The sequence below is a fragment of the Massilia timonae genome, from assembly GCF_001866515.1.
In the GTDB taxonomy this organism is placed as follows: domain Bacteria; phylum Pseudomonadota; class Gammaproteobacteria; order Burkholderiales; family Burkholderiaceae_D; genus Telluria; species Telluria timonae.
In genome coordinates, this window is record NZ_JRYB01000001.1 from 861,571 (window position 1) to 878,230 (window position 16,660).

11 protein-coding genes, 2 tRNA genes and 3 rRNA genes are annotated in these 16,660 nt (G+C 60.0%); 6 read left to right on the plus strand and 10 right to left on the minus strand.

Going from position 1 to position 16,660, the window contains the following annotated elements:
* Positions 1-20 precede the first annotated feature (20 nt).
* From LO55_RS03840 to mltA, 9 genes are all read right to left on the minus strand, one after another.
* Complete coding sequence (locus LO55_RS03840; RefSeq protein WP_071360500.1) at positions 21-1,598, minus strand: methyl-accepting chemotaxis protein; 1,578 nt, start codon at positions 1,596-1,598, stop codon at positions 21-23.
* Positions 1,599-1,856: 258 nt separating this feature from the next.
* A 5S ribosomal RNA gene (gene rrf / locus LO55_RS03845) occupies positions 1,857-1,969 on the minus strand.
* A gap of 152 nt (positions 1,970-2,121) precedes the next feature.
* Positions 2,122-4,995: ribosomal RNA gene (locus LO55_RS03850) — 23S ribosomal RNA — on the minus strand.
* Positions 4,996-5,219: 224 nt separating this feature from the next.
* Positions 5,220-5,295, minus strand: a tRNA-Ala gene (locus tag LO55_RS03855).
* A gap of 21 nt (positions 5,296-5,316) precedes the next feature.
* Positions 5,317-5,393: transfer RNA gene (locus LO55_RS03860), tRNA-Ile, on the minus strand.
* Between the two features lie 82 nt (positions 5,394-5,475).
* Positions 5,476-7,006: ribosomal RNA gene (locus tag LO55_RS03865) — 16S ribosomal RNA — on the minus strand.
* The 16S, 23S and 5S rRNA genes sit together here with 2 tRNA genes alongside, the layout of an rRNA operon.
* A 450-nt stretch (positions 7,007-7,456) precedes the next feature.
* Positions 7,457-8,992, minus strand: coding sequence for a phospholipase D family protein (locus LO55_RS03870; RefSeq protein ID WP_083415147.1), 1,536 nt, complete (start codon positions 8,990-8,992; stop codon positions 7,457-7,459).
* 3 nt (positions 8,993-8,995) lie between these two features.
* The gene (locus LO55_RS03875; RefSeq protein WP_005671463.1) at positions 8,996-9,772 is read right to left on the minus strand and encodes an enoyl-CoA hydratase; all 777 of its coding nucleotides are present in this window, start codon (positions 9,770-9,772) and stop codon (positions 8,996-8,998) included.
* 118 nt (positions 9,773-9,890) lie between these two features.
* The gene (gene mltA / locus LO55_RS03880; protein ID WP_071360501.1) at positions 9,891-11,135 is read right to left on the minus strand and encodes a murein transglycosylase A; all 1,245 of its coding nucleotides are present in this window, start codon (positions 11,133-11,135) and stop codon (positions 9,891-9,893) included.
* Positions 11,136-11,154: 19 nt separating this feature from the next.
* On the opposite strand from mltA, the gene LO55_RS27155 reads away from it, so the two are divergent.
* Positions 11,155-11,283: a hypothetical protein gene (locus LO55_RS27155; protein WP_005671466.1), complete on the plus strand. Its 129-nt coding sequence runs from the start codon at positions 11,155-11,157 to the stop codon at positions 11,281-11,283.
* On the opposite strand, the gene apaG is transcribed toward LO55_RS27155, so the two are convergent.
* The gene (gene apaG, locus LO55_RS03885) at positions 11,284-11,658 is read right to left on the minus strand and encodes a Co2+/Mg2+ efflux facilitator ApaG/CorD (protein WP_005671467.1); all 375 of its coding nucleotides are present in this window, start codon (positions 11,656-11,658) and stop codon (positions 11,284-11,286) included.
* A gap of 201 nt (positions 11,659-11,859) precedes the next feature.
* Here apaG and rpe point away from each other — a divergent pair, with 201 nt between their 5' ends.
* The 5 genes from rpe to trpD all read left to right on the plus strand — a co-directional run bounded on the left by rpe (position 11,860) and on the right by trpD (position 16,655).
* Complete coding sequence (gene rpe / locus LO55_RS03890) at positions 11,860-12,531, plus strand: ribulose-phosphate 3-epimerase (RefSeq protein ID WP_005671468.1); 672 nt, start codon at positions 11,860-11,862, stop codon at positions 12,529-12,531.
* The gene (gene gph, locus LO55_RS03895) at positions 12,531-13,229 is read left to right on the plus strand and encodes a phosphoglycolate phosphatase (protein WP_071360502.1); all 699 of its coding nucleotides are present in this window, start codon (positions 12,531-12,533) and stop codon (positions 13,227-13,229) included. Before rpe ends, gph begins: the two co-directional genes overlap by 1 nt.
* Before the next feature lie 210 nt (positions 13,230-13,439).
* Positions 13,440-14,936 carry an anthranilate synthase component I gene (gene trpE / locus LO55_RS03900; protein ID WP_005671470.1) on the plus strand — a complete coding sequence of 499 codons (1,497 nt, stop codon included), beginning with the start codon at positions 13,440-13,442 and terminating at the stop codon, positions 14,934-14,936.
* A 1-nt stretch (position 14,937) separates the two neighbouring features.
* Positions 14,938-15,501, plus strand: a complete 564-nt coding sequence (locus LO55_RS03905; protein WP_005671471.1) for an anthranilate synthase component II — start codon at positions 14,938-14,940, stop codon at positions 15,499-15,501.
* 116 nt (positions 15,502-15,617) lie between these two features.
* Entirely contained in the window at positions 15,618-16,655 is a 1,038-nt protein-coding gene (gene trpD, locus LO55_RS03910) for an anthranilate phosphoribosyltransferase (RefSeq protein ID WP_071360503.1), read from the plus strand.
* The last annotated feature ends 5 nt before the right edge of the window (positions 16,656-16,660 follow it).

Below are 16,660 nucleotides of genomic sequence, written 5' to 3' on the forward strand. Positions count from 1 at the left end.
GCGCCTGATAGGTAAGAAAGTCAGCCCGCGATCCGCAGCGGGCTGCCCTCGGCGCCAATGCGGAATACGCGCACCGTGCGCAACAGCATCGCTGCCTGTTCCTTGAGTGCCGCGGCGGAAGCTGCGGCTTGCTCGACCAGCGCAGCGTTCTGCTGGGTTGCCTCGTCCATTTGACCCACCGCATGGTTCACTTGCTGGATACCGGCATGCTGGGCTTCGCTCGCGGTCGTAATTTCAGCGATGATGCCGCTGACTTCCTTCACGCTGATCACGATGTCGTCCATCGTCGTGCCAGCCTGCTCCACCAGCTTCGAACCCGCATCGACCTTGGCGACCGATTCACCGATCAATGCCGAGATCTCCTTGGCGGCAGTGGCCGAGCGGTGCGCCAAGTTGCGCACTTCGCTCGCGACCACGGCGAAGCCCCGTCCCTGCTCGCCGGCACGCGCCGCTTCGACCGCAGCATTCAACGCCAGGATATTGGTCTGGAAGGCGATGGCGTCGATCACGCTGGTGATGTCCGATATCTTGCGGGCCGAGGCATTGATATCCTGCATGGTATTGACCACGGCGGAGACGACGGTGCCGCCCTTGGCTGCGACTACGCTGGCCGATGCGGCGAGCGTGTTGGCGTGACGGGCATAGGCGGTGTTCTGTTCGACGACAGCGGTCAGCTCTTTCATCGAGTCCGCGGTGCGACCCAGCGAATTCGCCTGTTCCTCGGTGCGCATCGACAGATCGTCGTTACCGGCGCTGATCTCACTGGAAGCGGTCGCGATCATGTCGGTGCCGCCGCGAACCTGGGCAACGATGTTTTGCAAACTGACCTGCATTTCACGGATGGCATGCATGACGCTGGCCTCGTCGTTGGGGCGCACGGCGACGTCGACGGTGAGGTCGCCCGCGGCAATGGCCGACGCGATGCGATTGACTTCGACCGGCTCGCCGCCCAGCTGGCGCAGCAGGTGTGCCGTGATCGCGCTGCCGATCACCAGGCTCAGTGCGACCGCGGCAAGCGTGACCACGATGATCGTGGTCTTGGCGGAAGCGATCGACTCCTGCGCATGGGCCGTACCGGCTTCGACATGTTCCTGAACGGTGGTGATGACCCGATCGATATCGAGGACGTTTTGACGGCGCAATGGACTGCATTCATTGACGAGGAAGGCACCGTACTCGGCCATCTGCCCGGCATCGCGGTAACGGCGTGGGCGGTTCAGCTCTTGCGCCATCTGCAACAGTCCATCGCGCATCTTCGCGAAGTCGGCATTCCCCACGAACAGTGGCTCCAGGGCTTGCAGCTCGGCGAGATAACGGGCTTTCTGTTCGTCCAGGAGGTCGAGTTCACGCGTGGCGTCGGTGGCGTCCGGGAAAATGTAGGCATTGCGCGCGGCAAGACCGGTCTGGGCGAGCGATTCGCGCAACTCGTAGAGGCGCTCGAGCTGGTTAGTGCGCACTGTGTTTTGCGCGGTAAGCTCCTGACCGACATTGCCTAATTCACGCCACGCAAAGATGGCCAGGACGATGATCAGGATCCCGACCAGGCCAAACCCGAGGCCCAGCTTGGCCCGCGTGCTGAGTGCAGAAAGTGATCGCATAATATTCTTTTTAAAAGTGATGAGGCAAACGACGTCCCTGTCGGCTTGATATGCCAACAAGAACAAATAATTGGGTAACGAGGAATTATAGAAAACTATCTGCCGCGCACGATTGATTCTGGACAGAAAGCAAAGTTATTTGTACGCAATGTGCTTTATGTCAAAGCGATTTGGTGCTTGAACAACAAGCGGTACATGGAATGCACAAAGCAAAAAAGCCCGCTCAGTTCAACTGGGCGGGCTTTTTCTATATAACTAGCCTGACGATAACCTACTTTCACACTGGTTGCAGCACTATCATCGGCGCAAAGTCGTTTCACGGTCCTGTTCGGGATGGGAAGGGGTGGGACCGACTTGCTATGGTCATCAGGCTTTGACTTGTCTGGCTACGCTGAGTTACGCGTGGGCGGCACAGCCGCCCACCCTACGCTTTGTTCAACGTGGCCATGAATCTGGAAGAAGTATTGTTGGGTTGTAGCTTTGTATCGAGCAGCTGTACTCGACCTTGGACTACCAAGGTTATAGGGACAAGCCGTACGGGCAATTAGTACTGGTTAGCTTAATGCATTACTGCACTTCCACACCCAGCCTATCAACGTCCTGGTCTCGAACGACCCTTCAAGGAGCTCAAGGCTCCGGGAAATCTCATCTCAAGGCAAGTTTCCCGCTTAGATGCTTTCAGCGGTTATCTCTTCCGAACTTAGCTACCCGGCAATGCCACTGGCGTGACAACCGGTACACCAGAGGTTCGTCCACTCCGGTCCTCTCGTACTAGGAGCAGCCCCCTTCAAATTTCCAACGCCCACGGCAGATAGGGACCAAACTGTCTCACGACGTTTTAAACCCAGCTCACGTACCACTTTAAATGGCGAACAGCCATACCCTTGGGACCGGCTACAGCCCCAGGATGTGATGAGCCGACATCGAGGTGCCAAACTCCCCCGTCGATATGAACTCTTGGGAGGAATCAGCCTGTTATCCCCAGAGTACCTTTTATCCGTTGAGCGATGGCCCTTCCATACAGAACCACCGGATCACTATGTCCTACTTTCGTACCTGCTCGACTTGTCGGTCTCGCAGTTAAGCACGCTTATGCCATTGCACTATTAGCACGATGTCCGACCGTACCTAGCGTACCTTCGAACTCCTCCGTTACACTTTAGGAGGAGACCGCCCCAGTCAAACTGCCTACCATGCACTGTCCCCGATCCGGATAACGGACCAAGGTTAGAACCTCAAATGAACCAGGGTGGTATTTCAAGGATGGCTCCACGAGAACTGGCGTCCCCGCTTCAAAGCCTCCCACCTATCCTACACAGATTGATTCAAAGTCCAATGCAAAGCTACAGTAAAGGTTCATGGGGTCTTTCCGTCTAGCCGCGGGTAGATTGCATCATCACAAACATTTCAACTTCGCTGAGTCTCGGGAGGAGACAGTGTGGCCATCGTTACGCCATTCGTGCAGGTCGGAACTTACCCGACAAGGAATTTCGCTACCTTAGGACCGTTATAGTTACGGCCGCCGTTTACTGGGACTTCAATCAAGAGCTTGCACCCCATCATTTAATCTTCCAGCACCGGGCAGGCGTCACACCCTATACGTCCACTTTCGTGTTTGCAGAGTGCTGTGTTTTTATTAAACAGTCGCAGCCACCATTTTATTGCAACCCGTTCATCCTTCCACAGTAAAGTGGTCAAATTACTAGGGCGTACCTTATCCCGAAGTTACGGTACCAATTTGCCGAGTTCCTTCTCCCGAGTTCTCTCAAGCGCCTTAGAATACTCATCTCGCCCACCTGTGTCGGTTTGCGGTACGGTCTCGTATGACTGAAGCTTAGAGGCTTTTCTTGGAACCACTTCCGATTGCTTCGCGCTACATGAGCGCTCGTCTCGCCCCCTTGAATTACGTGCCCGGATTTGCCTAAGCACCTTCTATGAGTCAAAAACTGACTATTCCAACAGTCAGACAACCTTCCGCGATCCGTCCCCCCATCGCATCATACGACGGTGCAGGAATATTAACCTGCTTCCCATCAGCTACGCATCTCTGCCTCGCCTTAGGGGCCGACTCACCCTGCTCCGATGAACGTTGAACAGGAAACCTTGGGCTTACGGCGTGCGGGCTTTTCACCCGCATTATCGCTACTCATGTCAGCATTCGCACTTCTGATACCTCCAGCATCCTTTACAAGACACCTTCGCAGGCTTACAGAACGCTCTCCTACCATATCCTTACGGATATCCGCAGCTTCGGTGACTGGCTTAGCCCCGTTACATCTTCCGCGCAGGACGACTCGATCAGTGAGCTATTACGCTTTCTTTAAATGGTGGCTGCTTCTAAGCCAACATCCTGACTGTTTTAGCCTTCCCACTTCGTTTTCCACTTAGCCAATCTTTGGGACCTTAGCTGGCGGTCTGGGTTGTTTCCCTCTTGACACCGGACGTTAGCACCCGATGTCTGTCTCCCAAGCTCGCACTCACCGGTATTCGGAGTTTGCAATGGTTTGGTAAGTCGCAATGACCCCCTAGCCATAACAGTGCTCTACCCCCGGTGGTGATACTTGAGGCACTACCTAAATAGTTTTCGGAGAGAACCAGCTATTTCCAAGTTTGTTTAGCCTTTCACCCCTACCCACAGCTCATCCCCTAATTTTTCAACATTAGTGGGTTCGGACCTCCAGGGCGTGTTACCGCACCTTCATCCTGGCCATGGGTAGATCACTTGGTTTCGGGTCTACACCCAGCGACTGTCGCCCTGTTCGGACTCGATTTCTCTACGGCTCCCCTATCCGGTTAACCTCGCCACTGAATGTAAGTCGCTGACCCATTATACAAAAGGTACGCCGTCACCCCACGAAGAGGCTCCGACTGTTTGTATGCACACGGTTTCAGGATCTATTTCACTCCCCTCCCGGGGTTCTTTTCGCCTTTCCCTCACGGTACTGGTTCACTATCGGTCGATTACGAGTATTTAGCCTTGGAGGATGGTCCCCCCATGTTCAGACAGGATTTCTCGTGTCCCGCCCTACTTGTCGTATGCTTAGTACCACCGTTTGAATTTCGTGTACGGGGCTATCACCCACTATGGCGTCACTTTCCAGAGACTTCCACTATTCAATCGACTATCACATACAGGCTCATCCCATTTCGCTCGCCACTACTTTGGGAATCTCGGTTGATTTCTTTTCCTGCAGCTACTTAGATGTTTCAGTTCGCCGCGTTCGCTTTGCATGCCTATGTATTCAGCATGCAATGACCTAAAAGGCCGGGTTTCCCCATTCGGAAATCTGCGGATCAAAGCTCGTTTGCTAGCTCCCCGCAGCTTATCGCAAGCTACTACGTCCTTCATCGCCTGTAATCGCCAAGGCATCCACCATGTGCACTTATTCACTTGTCCCTATAACGTTGGCCTCTGCATGAGTTACAGAGATCGTCATAGATCAAGAGTACAACTATGTTTGCTTGATACAAATTACTACTACCCTAAGTGTGCTATCAAATCATTGCTGACCTGATCTCACGCTTAAAAAAACTTTACTTCTTCCAGATTGTTAAAGAACGAAAAAACAGTGATCTCGAAAAGACCAAACCTAAACCGCTTGTGGCTTACGTTTGAACTTTTGGTGGAGGATGACGGGATCGAACCGACGACCCCCTGCTTGCAAAGCAGGTGCTCTCCCAGCTGAGCTAATCCCCCATTTGAGGTCATGCTGAAACTTGGTAGGGCTGGTTGGACTCGAACCAACGACCCCCGCGTTATCAACACGGTGCTCTAACCAGCTGAGCTACAGCCCCGATAAAACTGTTCTTTACTTGTTCAACAGTCGATAAGCGTGGACGCTTGATGATGGAGCGTTAGCTCCCGGTGCTACTCTAGAAAGGAGGTGATCCAGCCGCACCTTCCGATACGGCTACCTTGTTACGACTTCACCCCAGTCACGAATCCTACCGTGGTAAGCGCCCTCCTTGCGGTTAAGCTACCTACTTCTGGTAAAACCCGCTCCCATGGTGTGACGGGCGGTGTGTACAAGACCCGGGAACGTATTCACCGCGGCATGCTGATCCGCGATTACTAGCGATTCCAACTTCACGTAGTCGAGTTGCAGACTACGATCCGGACTACGATACACTTTCTGGGATTAGCTCCCCCTCGCGGGTTGGCGGCCCTCTGTATGTACCATTGTATGACGTGTGAAGCCCTACCCATAAGGGCCATGAGGACTTGACGTCATCCCCACCTTCCTCCGGTTTGTCACCGGCAGTCTCATTAGAGTGCTCTTGCGTAGCAACTAATGACAAGGGTTGCGCTCGTTGCGGGACTTAACCCAACATCTCACGACACGAGCTGACGACAGCCATGCAGCACCTGTGTTCAGGTTCCCTTTCGGGCACAACCAGATCTCTCCGGTCTTCCTGACATGTCAAGGGTAGGTAAGGTTTTTCGCGTTGCATCGAATTAATCCACATCATCCACCGCTTGTGCGGGTCCCCGTCAATTCCTTTGAGTTTTAATCTTGCGACCGTACTCCCCAGGCGGTCTACTTCACGCGTTAGCTGCGTTACCAAGTTAATTAAAACCCGACAACTAGTAGACATCGTTTAGGGCGTGGACTACCAGGGTATCTAATCCTGTTTGCTCCCCACGCTTTCGTGCATGAGCGTCAATCTTGACCCAGGGGGCTGCCTTCGCCATCGGTGTTCCTCCACATCTCTACGCATTTCACTGCTACACGTGGAATTCTACCCCCCTCTGCCAGATTCTAGCCTTGCAGTCTCCATCGCAATTCCCAGGTTGAGCCCGGGGATTTCACGACAGACTTACAAAACCGCCTGCGCACGCTTTACGCCCAGTAATTCCGATTAACGCTTGCACCCTACGTATTACCGCGGCTGCTGGCACGTAGTTAGCCGGTGCTTATTCTTCAGGTACCGTCATTAGCCGTGGATATTAGCCACAGCCGTTTCTTCCCTGACAAAAGAGCTTTACAACCCGAAGGCCTTCTTCACTCACGCGGCATTGCTGGATCAGGCTTGCGCCCATTGTCCAAAATTCCCCACTGCTGCCTCCCGTAGGAGTCTGGACCGTGTCTCAGTTCCAGTGTGGCTGGTCGTCCTCTCAGACCAGCTACTGATCGTCGCCTTGGTGAGCCTTTACCTCACCAACTAGCTAATCAGATATCGGCCGCTCCAGGAGCACAAGGCCCGAAGGTCCCCTGCTTTCATCCTTAGATCGTATGCGGTATTAGCGTAACTTTCGCTACGTTATCCCCCACTCTTGGGTACGTTCCGATATATTACTCACCCGTTCGCCACTCGTCAGCGGAGCAAGCTCCCTGTTACCGTTCGACTTGCATGTGTAAAGCATGCCGCCAGCGTTCAATCTGAGCCAGGATCAAACTCTTCAGTTCAATCTCTGTTTGTTGACTCTTTCGAGTCACTCGCTATTGCTAGCGAGGTCGCTCACTCAAAATACTGACCGTCATCTCATTGCTGAGACAACGCTTAATACTTTGTGCGAACATTTGATATTTTAAGTATGCAGCTGAACAAGTCAGCTGGCACCTTCATCAAACGCCCACACTTATCGACTGTTAATTTTTAAAGATCAGAATTCGGTACTGCTTCATCTGCTGTTTGCTTCGAATCGTTTTGTTCGTCAGCAGCAGAGGAGAGAGATTATGCTGTATTCCTAAAACCTCGTCAACCCCTTCGTTTCGCTTCGTCGCAGTTTTCACTGTTGACTTCATCGCGCTAACCGTTTGATTTGGCTTGCGTTTTTCGGTCAGTGCCGAAGCGGAGGCGAACTATAGCAAACCAACCGCCGGGTCCGCAAGAGGGCGGGAAAGAAAGTGTGGCGCCTACAACAGCCAGTCGATCGGCAACCACGACAGCGCCTTCACGGCGGCCCGCTTGAACCAGCTCGTGCCGGGCTCCTTCTCATGCCGGATCACCTGGTCGCCACGCCGTTCCAGCCAGATCACCGAACCACGATCGTCGAGCTTCACTTCATAGGCGCGCGTCGGCAAGGTCCGGTCCAGCGTCTCGGTCAGGCGCCTGGCCAGCGCCGGGCTGTCGATCACCATACCCATTTCGGTATTCAGGTGAATGGAACGCTGGTCGAAGTTGAACGACCCGACGAAGACCCGCTTCCCGTCCACGCCGAAGGTCTTGGCATGCAGGCTGGCATCCGAACTGCCGATCCCACTGCCGCTGCCGCGCTTGTCCCGGGTGGGCTCGTCGGTCGCCTCCCTGCGCAGTTCATACAGTGTCACCCCTGACTCCAGCAACGGTTTGCGCCACTTGGCATAGCCCGCGTGCACCGCCGCGACGTCGGTCGCCTCCAGTGAATTGGTCAGTATCCTGGTGCGGGTGCCTTTTTTGGCCAGATCGACGAAGGCCGCGGTTCCCTCCTTGCCGGGAACGAAGTACGGCGAGACAAGATCCAGGCTGCGCTGCGGCTCTCCCAGGATATCTCTCAGTTTGAAAGCGATGTTCGCTTCCGGCGCCGCCGTCCCCATGACCTTGGCCGGATCGTCGCTGACGAACCTGGCGCGCGCCCACTCCAGCGGCAAGCTCCCCTCCACCAGCTGCTCGAGGAAGGCGGAGCGCTTGATGGCTTCGATATAGGCCTGCGCCTCGGCGTCCGGTTTCAAGGCTGGTGCGGCGGCGGCGTCCGGCGCCAGCAGCACCAACGGATAAGCCGAGGGGCTGTTCCAATACAGGTCGAAATCGTCCGACACCGCGCGCACGACCGGACCGGCGGCAATGACGTCGAGGTCGGCGAACGAGATTTCGCCCGCCGCGCCAAAATATTCGTCGCCCACGTTACGACCGCCAATAATCGTGACCTGGTTATCGGCGGTGAACGATTTATTGTGCATGCGCCGGTTCAGGCGCATGAAATCGGCGGCCATGCCGACCGCCCGCACGGCGCGGATGCCGTTCGGGTTGAACAGCCGCACCTCGATCATCGGATGGGCGTCGAGCGCGGCCAGCGATGCATCCAGCCCGGCCGTATTGTTATCGTCGAGCAGGAGTCGCACACGCACCCCGCGCTCGGCCGCAGCCCTGAGCGCGTCGAACATGAGCCTGCCGGTAGTGTCATTACGCCAGATATAGTACTGGACATCCAGGCTGCGGTCGGCAGCCTGCGCCAGCACGGCGCGCGCGGCGAAGGCGTCGCGCCCGTCCGAAAGGGCGTGGATGCCGGCCAGGCCGGGATGGGCCATCGTCAGGGGCATCAACGCCTTGCCGAGACGGGTGTCGTCGGTGTCGGCGATAGCCGTGCTCGCCACCCGGCCCTCCAGCGGCGGCAGCGAGGAACAGCTCGTCAGCGCCAGGGACAGCGCCAGCAGCGCCGCCGGTACCACCAGCCACACCCTGCGCGCGCCCATCGATTACAGTCCCTCGAAATCCGGCTTGCGTTTCTCGAGGAAGGCCGACATGCCTTCTTTCTGGGCAGGCGTGCCGAAACCGGCGTGGAAATAGCGGCGCTCGTAGGCCACGCCCTGGCGCAGGGTCGTCTCATACGCCTGGTTGACGCAATCCTTGATCTGCATCGCCACCGACACCGGCATCTCGGCGATGCCCTGGGCGATCTTGATCGCCTCACTCATCACCTCGGCCGCCGGATACACCCGCGACACCAGGCCGGTGCGCTCGGCCTCGACGGCGTCGATCATGCGCGTGGTGAGCAGCATGTCCATCGCCTTCGACTTGGAAATCGCGCGCGGCAGGCGCTGGGTGCCGCCCGCGCCCGGGGTGACGCCGACCTTGATCTCGGGCTGGCCGAATTTGGCGCTGTCGGCGGCAATCAGGAAATCGCACATCATCGCCAGCTCGCAGCCGCCACCCAGGCAATAACCCGACACCACGCCGATCACCGGCTTGCGGATGTCGAGGATGTGCTCCCAGTTGCGGCCAATATAGTTATTGCCGTAGGTTTCCTGGTAATCGTAATTGGCCATGGCGGCGATATCGGCGCCTGCCGCGAACGCCTTCTCGCTGCCCGTCAGCACGATCACATTGATCGCCGGATCCTTGTCGAACTTGCGCAGGGCGTCGCCCAGCTCGTTCATCATATTGTCGTTCAGCGCATTCATCGCCTTGGGACGATTCAGGCGCACCACGGCAACCTTGCCGTGGTTTTCGATCAACAGGTCAGCATATTCCATATCACACCCTTTATTGGTTAATCACGACTCTGCGATTCTAGCGCTTTACGTACGCGTCAAGTCGAGCGGGTTGTCGAGTCACGAAAGATACGCTGCGGATTGGCTGGCCGACGCGGCCTTAGCGGGCAGCGTCCGATGCCACGCCCCTGGGCAGCAGCACCCACAACGAACCCTGCTGCTTCATCAGCCCCGCATTCTCCGTCGCTTCAGGCCCGAAGCCAAAGAAGAAATCGGCCCGCACCGCGCCGCGGATGGCGCCGCCCACGTCCTGCCCCATCACCAGGCGCTGCAGTGGCGCGCCGTCCCTGGGCATGGTGGTCGACAGCCAGACCGGAGCCCCCAGCGGCAGGATGCTGCGGTCGATCGCGAGCGAGCGGCCCGGCGTGAGCGGCACGTTCAGCGCGCCGCGCGGGCCGGCGTTCGGATCGGTCACCTTCTGCTCGGTAAAGAAGATATAACTGGCGTTCACGTTCAGCACTTCCTGGCGGCGCGCCGGATTGGCCGCCAGCCAGGCGCGGATCGACTGCGCCGATACCTGATCCGGCGTCATGATGCCCTGCTCCACGAACCAGCGCCCGATCGCTTTATATGGATGGCCATTCTGGTCGGCATAGCCGACGCGCACCGTGTCGCCGCCATCGAGCTGCACGCGGCCCGAACCCTGCACCTCGAGGAAGAACGCCTCCACCGGATCGTTCACCCACAACAGTTCCCTGCCCTTCAGCGGCGCGCGGTCGATCTCGGCGCGGCTGTAATAGGGCACCAGCGTCTTGCCGGACAGCCGCCCACGCAGGCGCCGGTTCTGCAGGTCGGGATAAATGCCGCCCAGGTCGACCGTGACCAGGTCGTCCGGCACCCGGTAGAGCGGAGTCTGGTAAGCGCCGCCGCGCTTGCGCGAGCCGTACAGCATCGCCTCATAGTAGCCGGTGATCATGCCGGTGTCGCTGCCGTCCGGATTGCGCACCTGGTTGGGCACGAAATACGTCTCGAAGAAGCGGCGCACCGCCGCCGTATCGCCGGCGTCGACCGAGCGCGCCGCGGCGCATGGCGTCTTCCACTCGGCCGCGCGCGTGGCCAGCACGCTGCACGACTGCTGGAAGGCCGGCCAGGCCTGGCGCACGTCGTCCTGCTGCCAGCCAGGCAGCGCCTCGAAACTCACCGGAGTGAAAGGCGGCGCCGGCGCCGGAGGCGGCTCGGGCGCGGGCGCCGGCTGTTCGGTGGGCGGCGTTGGCGGCACCACCACCGGTCCCACCGGCGGCGGCATCGTGATGGGCGGCTGCTCCGGCTGCGGCGTGGTCGAGCAGGCGCTCAGCAGGCAGACGAAGGCGATCAGGGAAGGTACACTGCGGCGTGTCGTATACATAACAGGCATGGAGACGAATATGTGGATCCTGATGGTGGAAGCCGGCGTGGCGCTGTTCCTGCTCGTATTTATCGTCTGGTGGACCATGTTCGCCGGCCGCAAGGACGTCGACCGCAAAGACGACGACAACAGCGACACCCGGCCCTGATCAGTGCAGCGAGCGAGGCGGCGACAGCACGAATTCGGGGATCGGGGTCTCGAAGCGGTGGCCATCCTCGGCCACGCAGAAGTATTCGCCGCGCATCGAACCCTGGGCGGTGCCGAGCTGGGTGCCGCTGGTGTACTCGAACTGTTCGCCCGGCTGCAACAGCGGCTGGTGGCCGACCACGCCCAGCCCACGGACTTCCTGCATCTGGTTGTTGGCGTCAAGGATCACCCAATGGCGTGAGATGAGCTGGGCCGCGATGCTGCCGGTGTTCTTGATCGTGATGGCGTAGCTGAACACGAACTGGTTCCGGTCAGGGTCGGACTGCTCCGGCAGGTATTGCGTTCTGACGGTGACAGTGAAATCGTAGGCGGGCATCGGGTTTCCTTGGATGATCATTAACAAGGCCGCTGCGCGTCGCGCGGCGGCCGGTGCGCCGTGTGGCGCAAACAGCAACAATGATACCGCCTGCGGCCCGATCCCGGCGCTGCGGGAGGGAAGAACGGGCCGCAAGCCGCCACCCCGGCGCTTGAGCGGCGTAGAATAGCGGCTTCTTGTTCAAACCCGCCCCATCGTCCCATGACCACCTACCGCATCGCTCCCAGCATCCTGTCCGCCGATTTCGCCCGCCTGGGCGAGGAAGTGCGCAATGTCGTCGCCGCCGGCGCCGACATCATCCACTTCGACGTGATGGACAACCACTACGTCCCGAACCTGACCATCGGCCCGCTGGTGTGCCAGGCGATCCGCCCCCACGTGGATGTGCCGATCGACGTGCACCTGATGGTCAAGCCGGTGGACCGCATCATCCCCGATTTCGCCAAGGCCGGCGCCAACATCATCACCTTCCACCCCGAGGCGTCGGAGCACATCGACCGCACCCTGCAGCTGATCCGCGACCACGGCTGCAAGGCCGGCCTGGTGTTCAACCCGGCCACGCCGATGCACTACCTTGAACACGTGATGGACAAGATCGACATGATCCTGATCATGTCGGTCAACCCGGGCTTCGGCGGCCAGTCCTTCATCCCCGAAGCGCTGAAGAAGATCGCGATCGCGCGCCGCATGATCGATGAATCGGGCCGCGACATCATGCTGGAAGTCGATGGCGGCATCAAGGCCGAGAACATCGCCGCCGCCGCCGCCGCCGGCGCCGACACCTTCGTCGCCGGCTCGGCCATCTTCGGCAAGCCGGACTACAAGGCCGTGATCGACGCCATGCGCGCCGAGCTTGCCACGGTAGGTAAATAATGCGCGCCGGCGCAGCAAGCATCCGGGCCGCCATCGTCGACCTCGACGGCACCATGCTCGACACGGTGCCCGACTTCGAGGCGGCCCTGAACGGCATGCGCCTAGACCTGGGCCTGGGCCCCATCACCCAGGCCGTCATCAAGCCGCTGGTCGGCAAGGGTTCCGAAAAGCTGGTGCGCGATGCGCTCCTGCTCGACTGGGACGCGGCGCGCGTGGAAGCGGTGTACGAAGAAGCGATCGCCGGCTACCAGCGTCACTACCTGGCCATCAACGGCGACCGCAGCACGCTGTTCGACGGCGTGCTCGAGGGCCTGCAGGCCATGCGCGACCTCGGCCTGCGCCTGGTGTGCGTGACCAACAAGCCCGTCGCTTTTACCCTGCCCCTGCTCGAGCAGAAAGGCCTGGCGCCCTACTTCGAGCAGGTGTTCGGCGGCGATTCGTTCGCGAAGAAGAAACCCGACCCGATGCCGATGCTTGGCGCCTGCGCCGCGCTCGACCTGCCGCCGGGCCAGGTGGTGGCGATCGGCGACTCGTCCAACGATGCCGAAAGCGCCCGTGGCGCGGGGTGCTTCGTGCTGACCGTCCCATATGGTTATAACCACGGACGCCCTGTACAAGAAATTCAATCCGATGGTATAGTTGATTCGCTTCTCGAAGCAGCGGCCCTGATCGCCGCACACAACCGCACTGCAAACTAAGTCATCTATACATGTTTTTCACCAAAAAACACACTGTCAACCAGACCGGCGCCCTCGAGGCCTGGCTGTGGCGACGCTGGCAATCCTGGGCTAACTAAGCCGTACCGATTGCTGCCGGCGCTTGTATCCGCGATAGTGTCCGCGATACCAACCCGGCAGGTTTTTTGAAGCACACCACCGCCCCACCTTGCCGGGCGGTCCGGAGAAAACATGACCGAACTCGAATTCAAATCGCTGGCCAACCAGGGCTATAACCGCATTCCATTGATCGCGGAAGCCTTCGCCGACCTCGAAACCCCGCTCACGCTCTACCTCAAGCTGGCCCAGTCGCAGCACACCGGCAAGAACACCTTCCTGCTGGAGTCGGTGGTGGGCGGCGAGCGCTTCGGCCGCTATTCCTTCATCGGCCTGCCGGCCCACACGCTGCTGCGCACCACCGGCAATCTCACCGAGATCGTCAAGAACGGCGAAGTAATCGAAACGCACGAGGGCAATCCGCTCGACTTCATCGAGCAGTATCAGGCGCGCTTCAAGGTGGCGCTGCGTCCCGGCCTGCCGCGCTTCTGCGGCGGCCTGGCCGGCTACTTCGGCTACGACACGGTGCGCCACATCGAGCGCAAGCTGGCCGACACCTGCCCGCGCGACGAACTGGGCCTGCCGGACATCCAGCTGATGGTCACCGAAGAGCTGGCCGTGATCGACAACCTGTCGGGCAAGCTGTACCTGATCGTGTACGCCGACCCGAGCCAGCCAGAGAGTTACTCGCGCGGCCGCCAGCGCCTGAAAGACCTGCGCATGATGCTGCGCCGGAGCGTCGACGCGCCGGTCACCTCGAGCTCGGTGCGGACCACCGAAGTGCGCGACTTCAGCAAAGAGGATTACCTCAAGGCCGTCGCGAAAGCCCACGAATACGTGATGGCCGGCGACCTGATGCAGGTGCAGATCGGCCAGCGCATCCGCAAGCCGTATGTCGATTCGCCGCTGTCGCTGTACCGCTCGCTGCGCTCGCTGAATCCGTCGCCGTACATGTACTACTACAACTTCGGCGACATGCAGATCGTCGGCGCCTCGCCCGAGATCCTGGTGCGCAACGAGCTGTCGCCGGAAGGCGGCCGCAAGGTCACCCTGCGCCCGATCGCCGGCACCCGGGGCCGCGGCGCGACGCCCGAGCAGGATGCGGCGCTGGCCGAAGAGCTGCTGAACGATCCGAAGGAAGTCGCCGAGCACGTGATGCTGATCGACCTGGCGCGCAACGACATCGGCCGCATCGCCGACACCGGCAGCGTCAAGGTCACCGACCGCATGGTCATCGAAAAATACTCGCACGTGCAGCACATCGTATCCAACGTCGAAGGCAAGCTGAAAGACGGCATGTCGAACCTCGACGTGCTGCGCGCCACCTTCCCGGCCGGCACGCTCACCGGCGCGCCGAAGGTGCGGGCGATGGAAGTGATCGATGAGCTAGAACCCGTGAAGCGCGGCATCTACGGCGGCGCTTGCGGTTACCTGAGCTTCGGCGGCGAGATGGACGTGGCGATTGCGATCCGCACCGGCGTGATCAAGGACGGCAACCTGTACGTGCAGGCCGCGGCCGGCATCGTGGCCGATTCGATCCCCGAGATGGAATGGCAAGAGACCGAAAAGAAGGCGCGCGCCGTGCTGCGCGCCGCCGAGCAAGTGCAAGATGGCCTGGATGGGGAGTTCTGACATGCTGCTAATGATCGACAACTACGACTCGTTCACCTTCAACATCGTGCAGTACTTCGGCGAGCTGGGCGAGACTGTCCGCACCGTGCGCAACGACGAGATCACGCTCGAGCAGATCGCGGCGATGAAGCCGGACCGCATCTGCATCTCGCCGGGCCCGAAGGCGCCGAAGGATGCCGGCATCTCGCTCGACATCCTGCGCGAATTCAAGGGCAAGCTGCCGATCCTGGGCGTGTGCCTGGGCCACCAGGCGATCGGCGAAGCCTTCGGCGGCAAGGTGATCCGCGCCAAGCAGGTCATGCACGGCAAGACCTCGAGCATCGCCCACATCGGCGAAGGCGTGTTCACCGACCTGCCCAGCCCCTTTACCGTCATCCGCTACCACTCGCTGGCGATCGAACGTTCCTCGCTGCCGTCCTGCCTCGAAGTGACGGCATGGACCGACGACGGCGAGATCATGGGCGTGCGCCACAAGGACTACGACATCGAGGGCGTGCAGTTCCACCCCGAATCGATCCTGTCCGAGCACGGTCACGCCCTGTTCAAGAACTTCCTGACGCGCTGATGCACGTCATTCCCGCGAAGGCGGGAACCCAAGTTCGCTCTGCAGCCCTCTCCTTAGGTTCCCGCCTGCGCGGGAACGACGGCTCATCTGCTGGCTAACACCAAACTGGAACCATCATGCCGATCACCCCACAAGAAGCGCTGCTGCGCTGTATCGAACACCGCGAGATCTTCCACGACGAGATGCTGCATCTGTTCCGCCAGATCATGGCCGGCGAGATGTCGCCGACCATGGTCGCGGCCTTGACCATGGGCCTGCGGGTCAAGAAGGAAACCATCGGCGAAATCACCGCCGCCGCCCAGGTGATGCGCGAGTTCTCGACCAAGGTGCCGATGGCCGACACCACCCACCTGCTCGACATCGTCGGCACCGGCGGCGACGGCGCCAACACCTTCAATATCTCGAGCGCCTCGATGTTCGTGGCCGCCGCCGCCGGCGCGCGCGTGGCCAAGCATGGCGGGCGCAGCGTCTCGTCCTCGTCCGGCAGCGCCGACGTGATCGAGGCCTTCGGCGCCCACATCGACCTGAAGCCCGAGCAGATCGCCCAGTCGATCGCCCAGACCGGCATCGGCTTCATGTTCGCCCCCAACCACCATGCGGCCATGAAGCACGTGGCGCCGGTGCGGCGCGAGCTGGGCGTGCGCAGCATCTTCAACATCCTCGGGCCGCTGACCAATCCGGCCGGCGCGCCCAACATCCTGATGGGCGTGTTCCATCCCGACCTGGTGGGCATTCAGGTGCGCGTGCTGCAGCGCCTCGGCGCCGAGCATGCGGTGGTGGTCTGGGGCCGCGACAATATGGACGAGGTCTCGCTCGGCGCCGGCACCCTGGTCGGCGAACTGGTGAACGGCGAGATCCGCGAATACGAGATCCACCCGGAAGACTTCGGCCTCTCGATGATCTCGAGCCGCAACCTCAAGGTGAACAATGCCGAGGAATCGAAGGCGCGCGTGCTGGAAGCGCTGCGCGGCGAGCCGGGTCCGGCGCACGACATCGTGGCCCTGAATGCCGGCACCGCGCTGTACGCGGCCGGCGTGACCGGCTCGATCGAAGCCGGCCTGCAGAAGGCGCGCGAAGCGATCGCTTCCGGCGCGGCCATCGCCAAGCTGGAGCAGTTCGTCCAGGTCACGCGCCAGCTCGGCGCGGTCAACTAAATCCA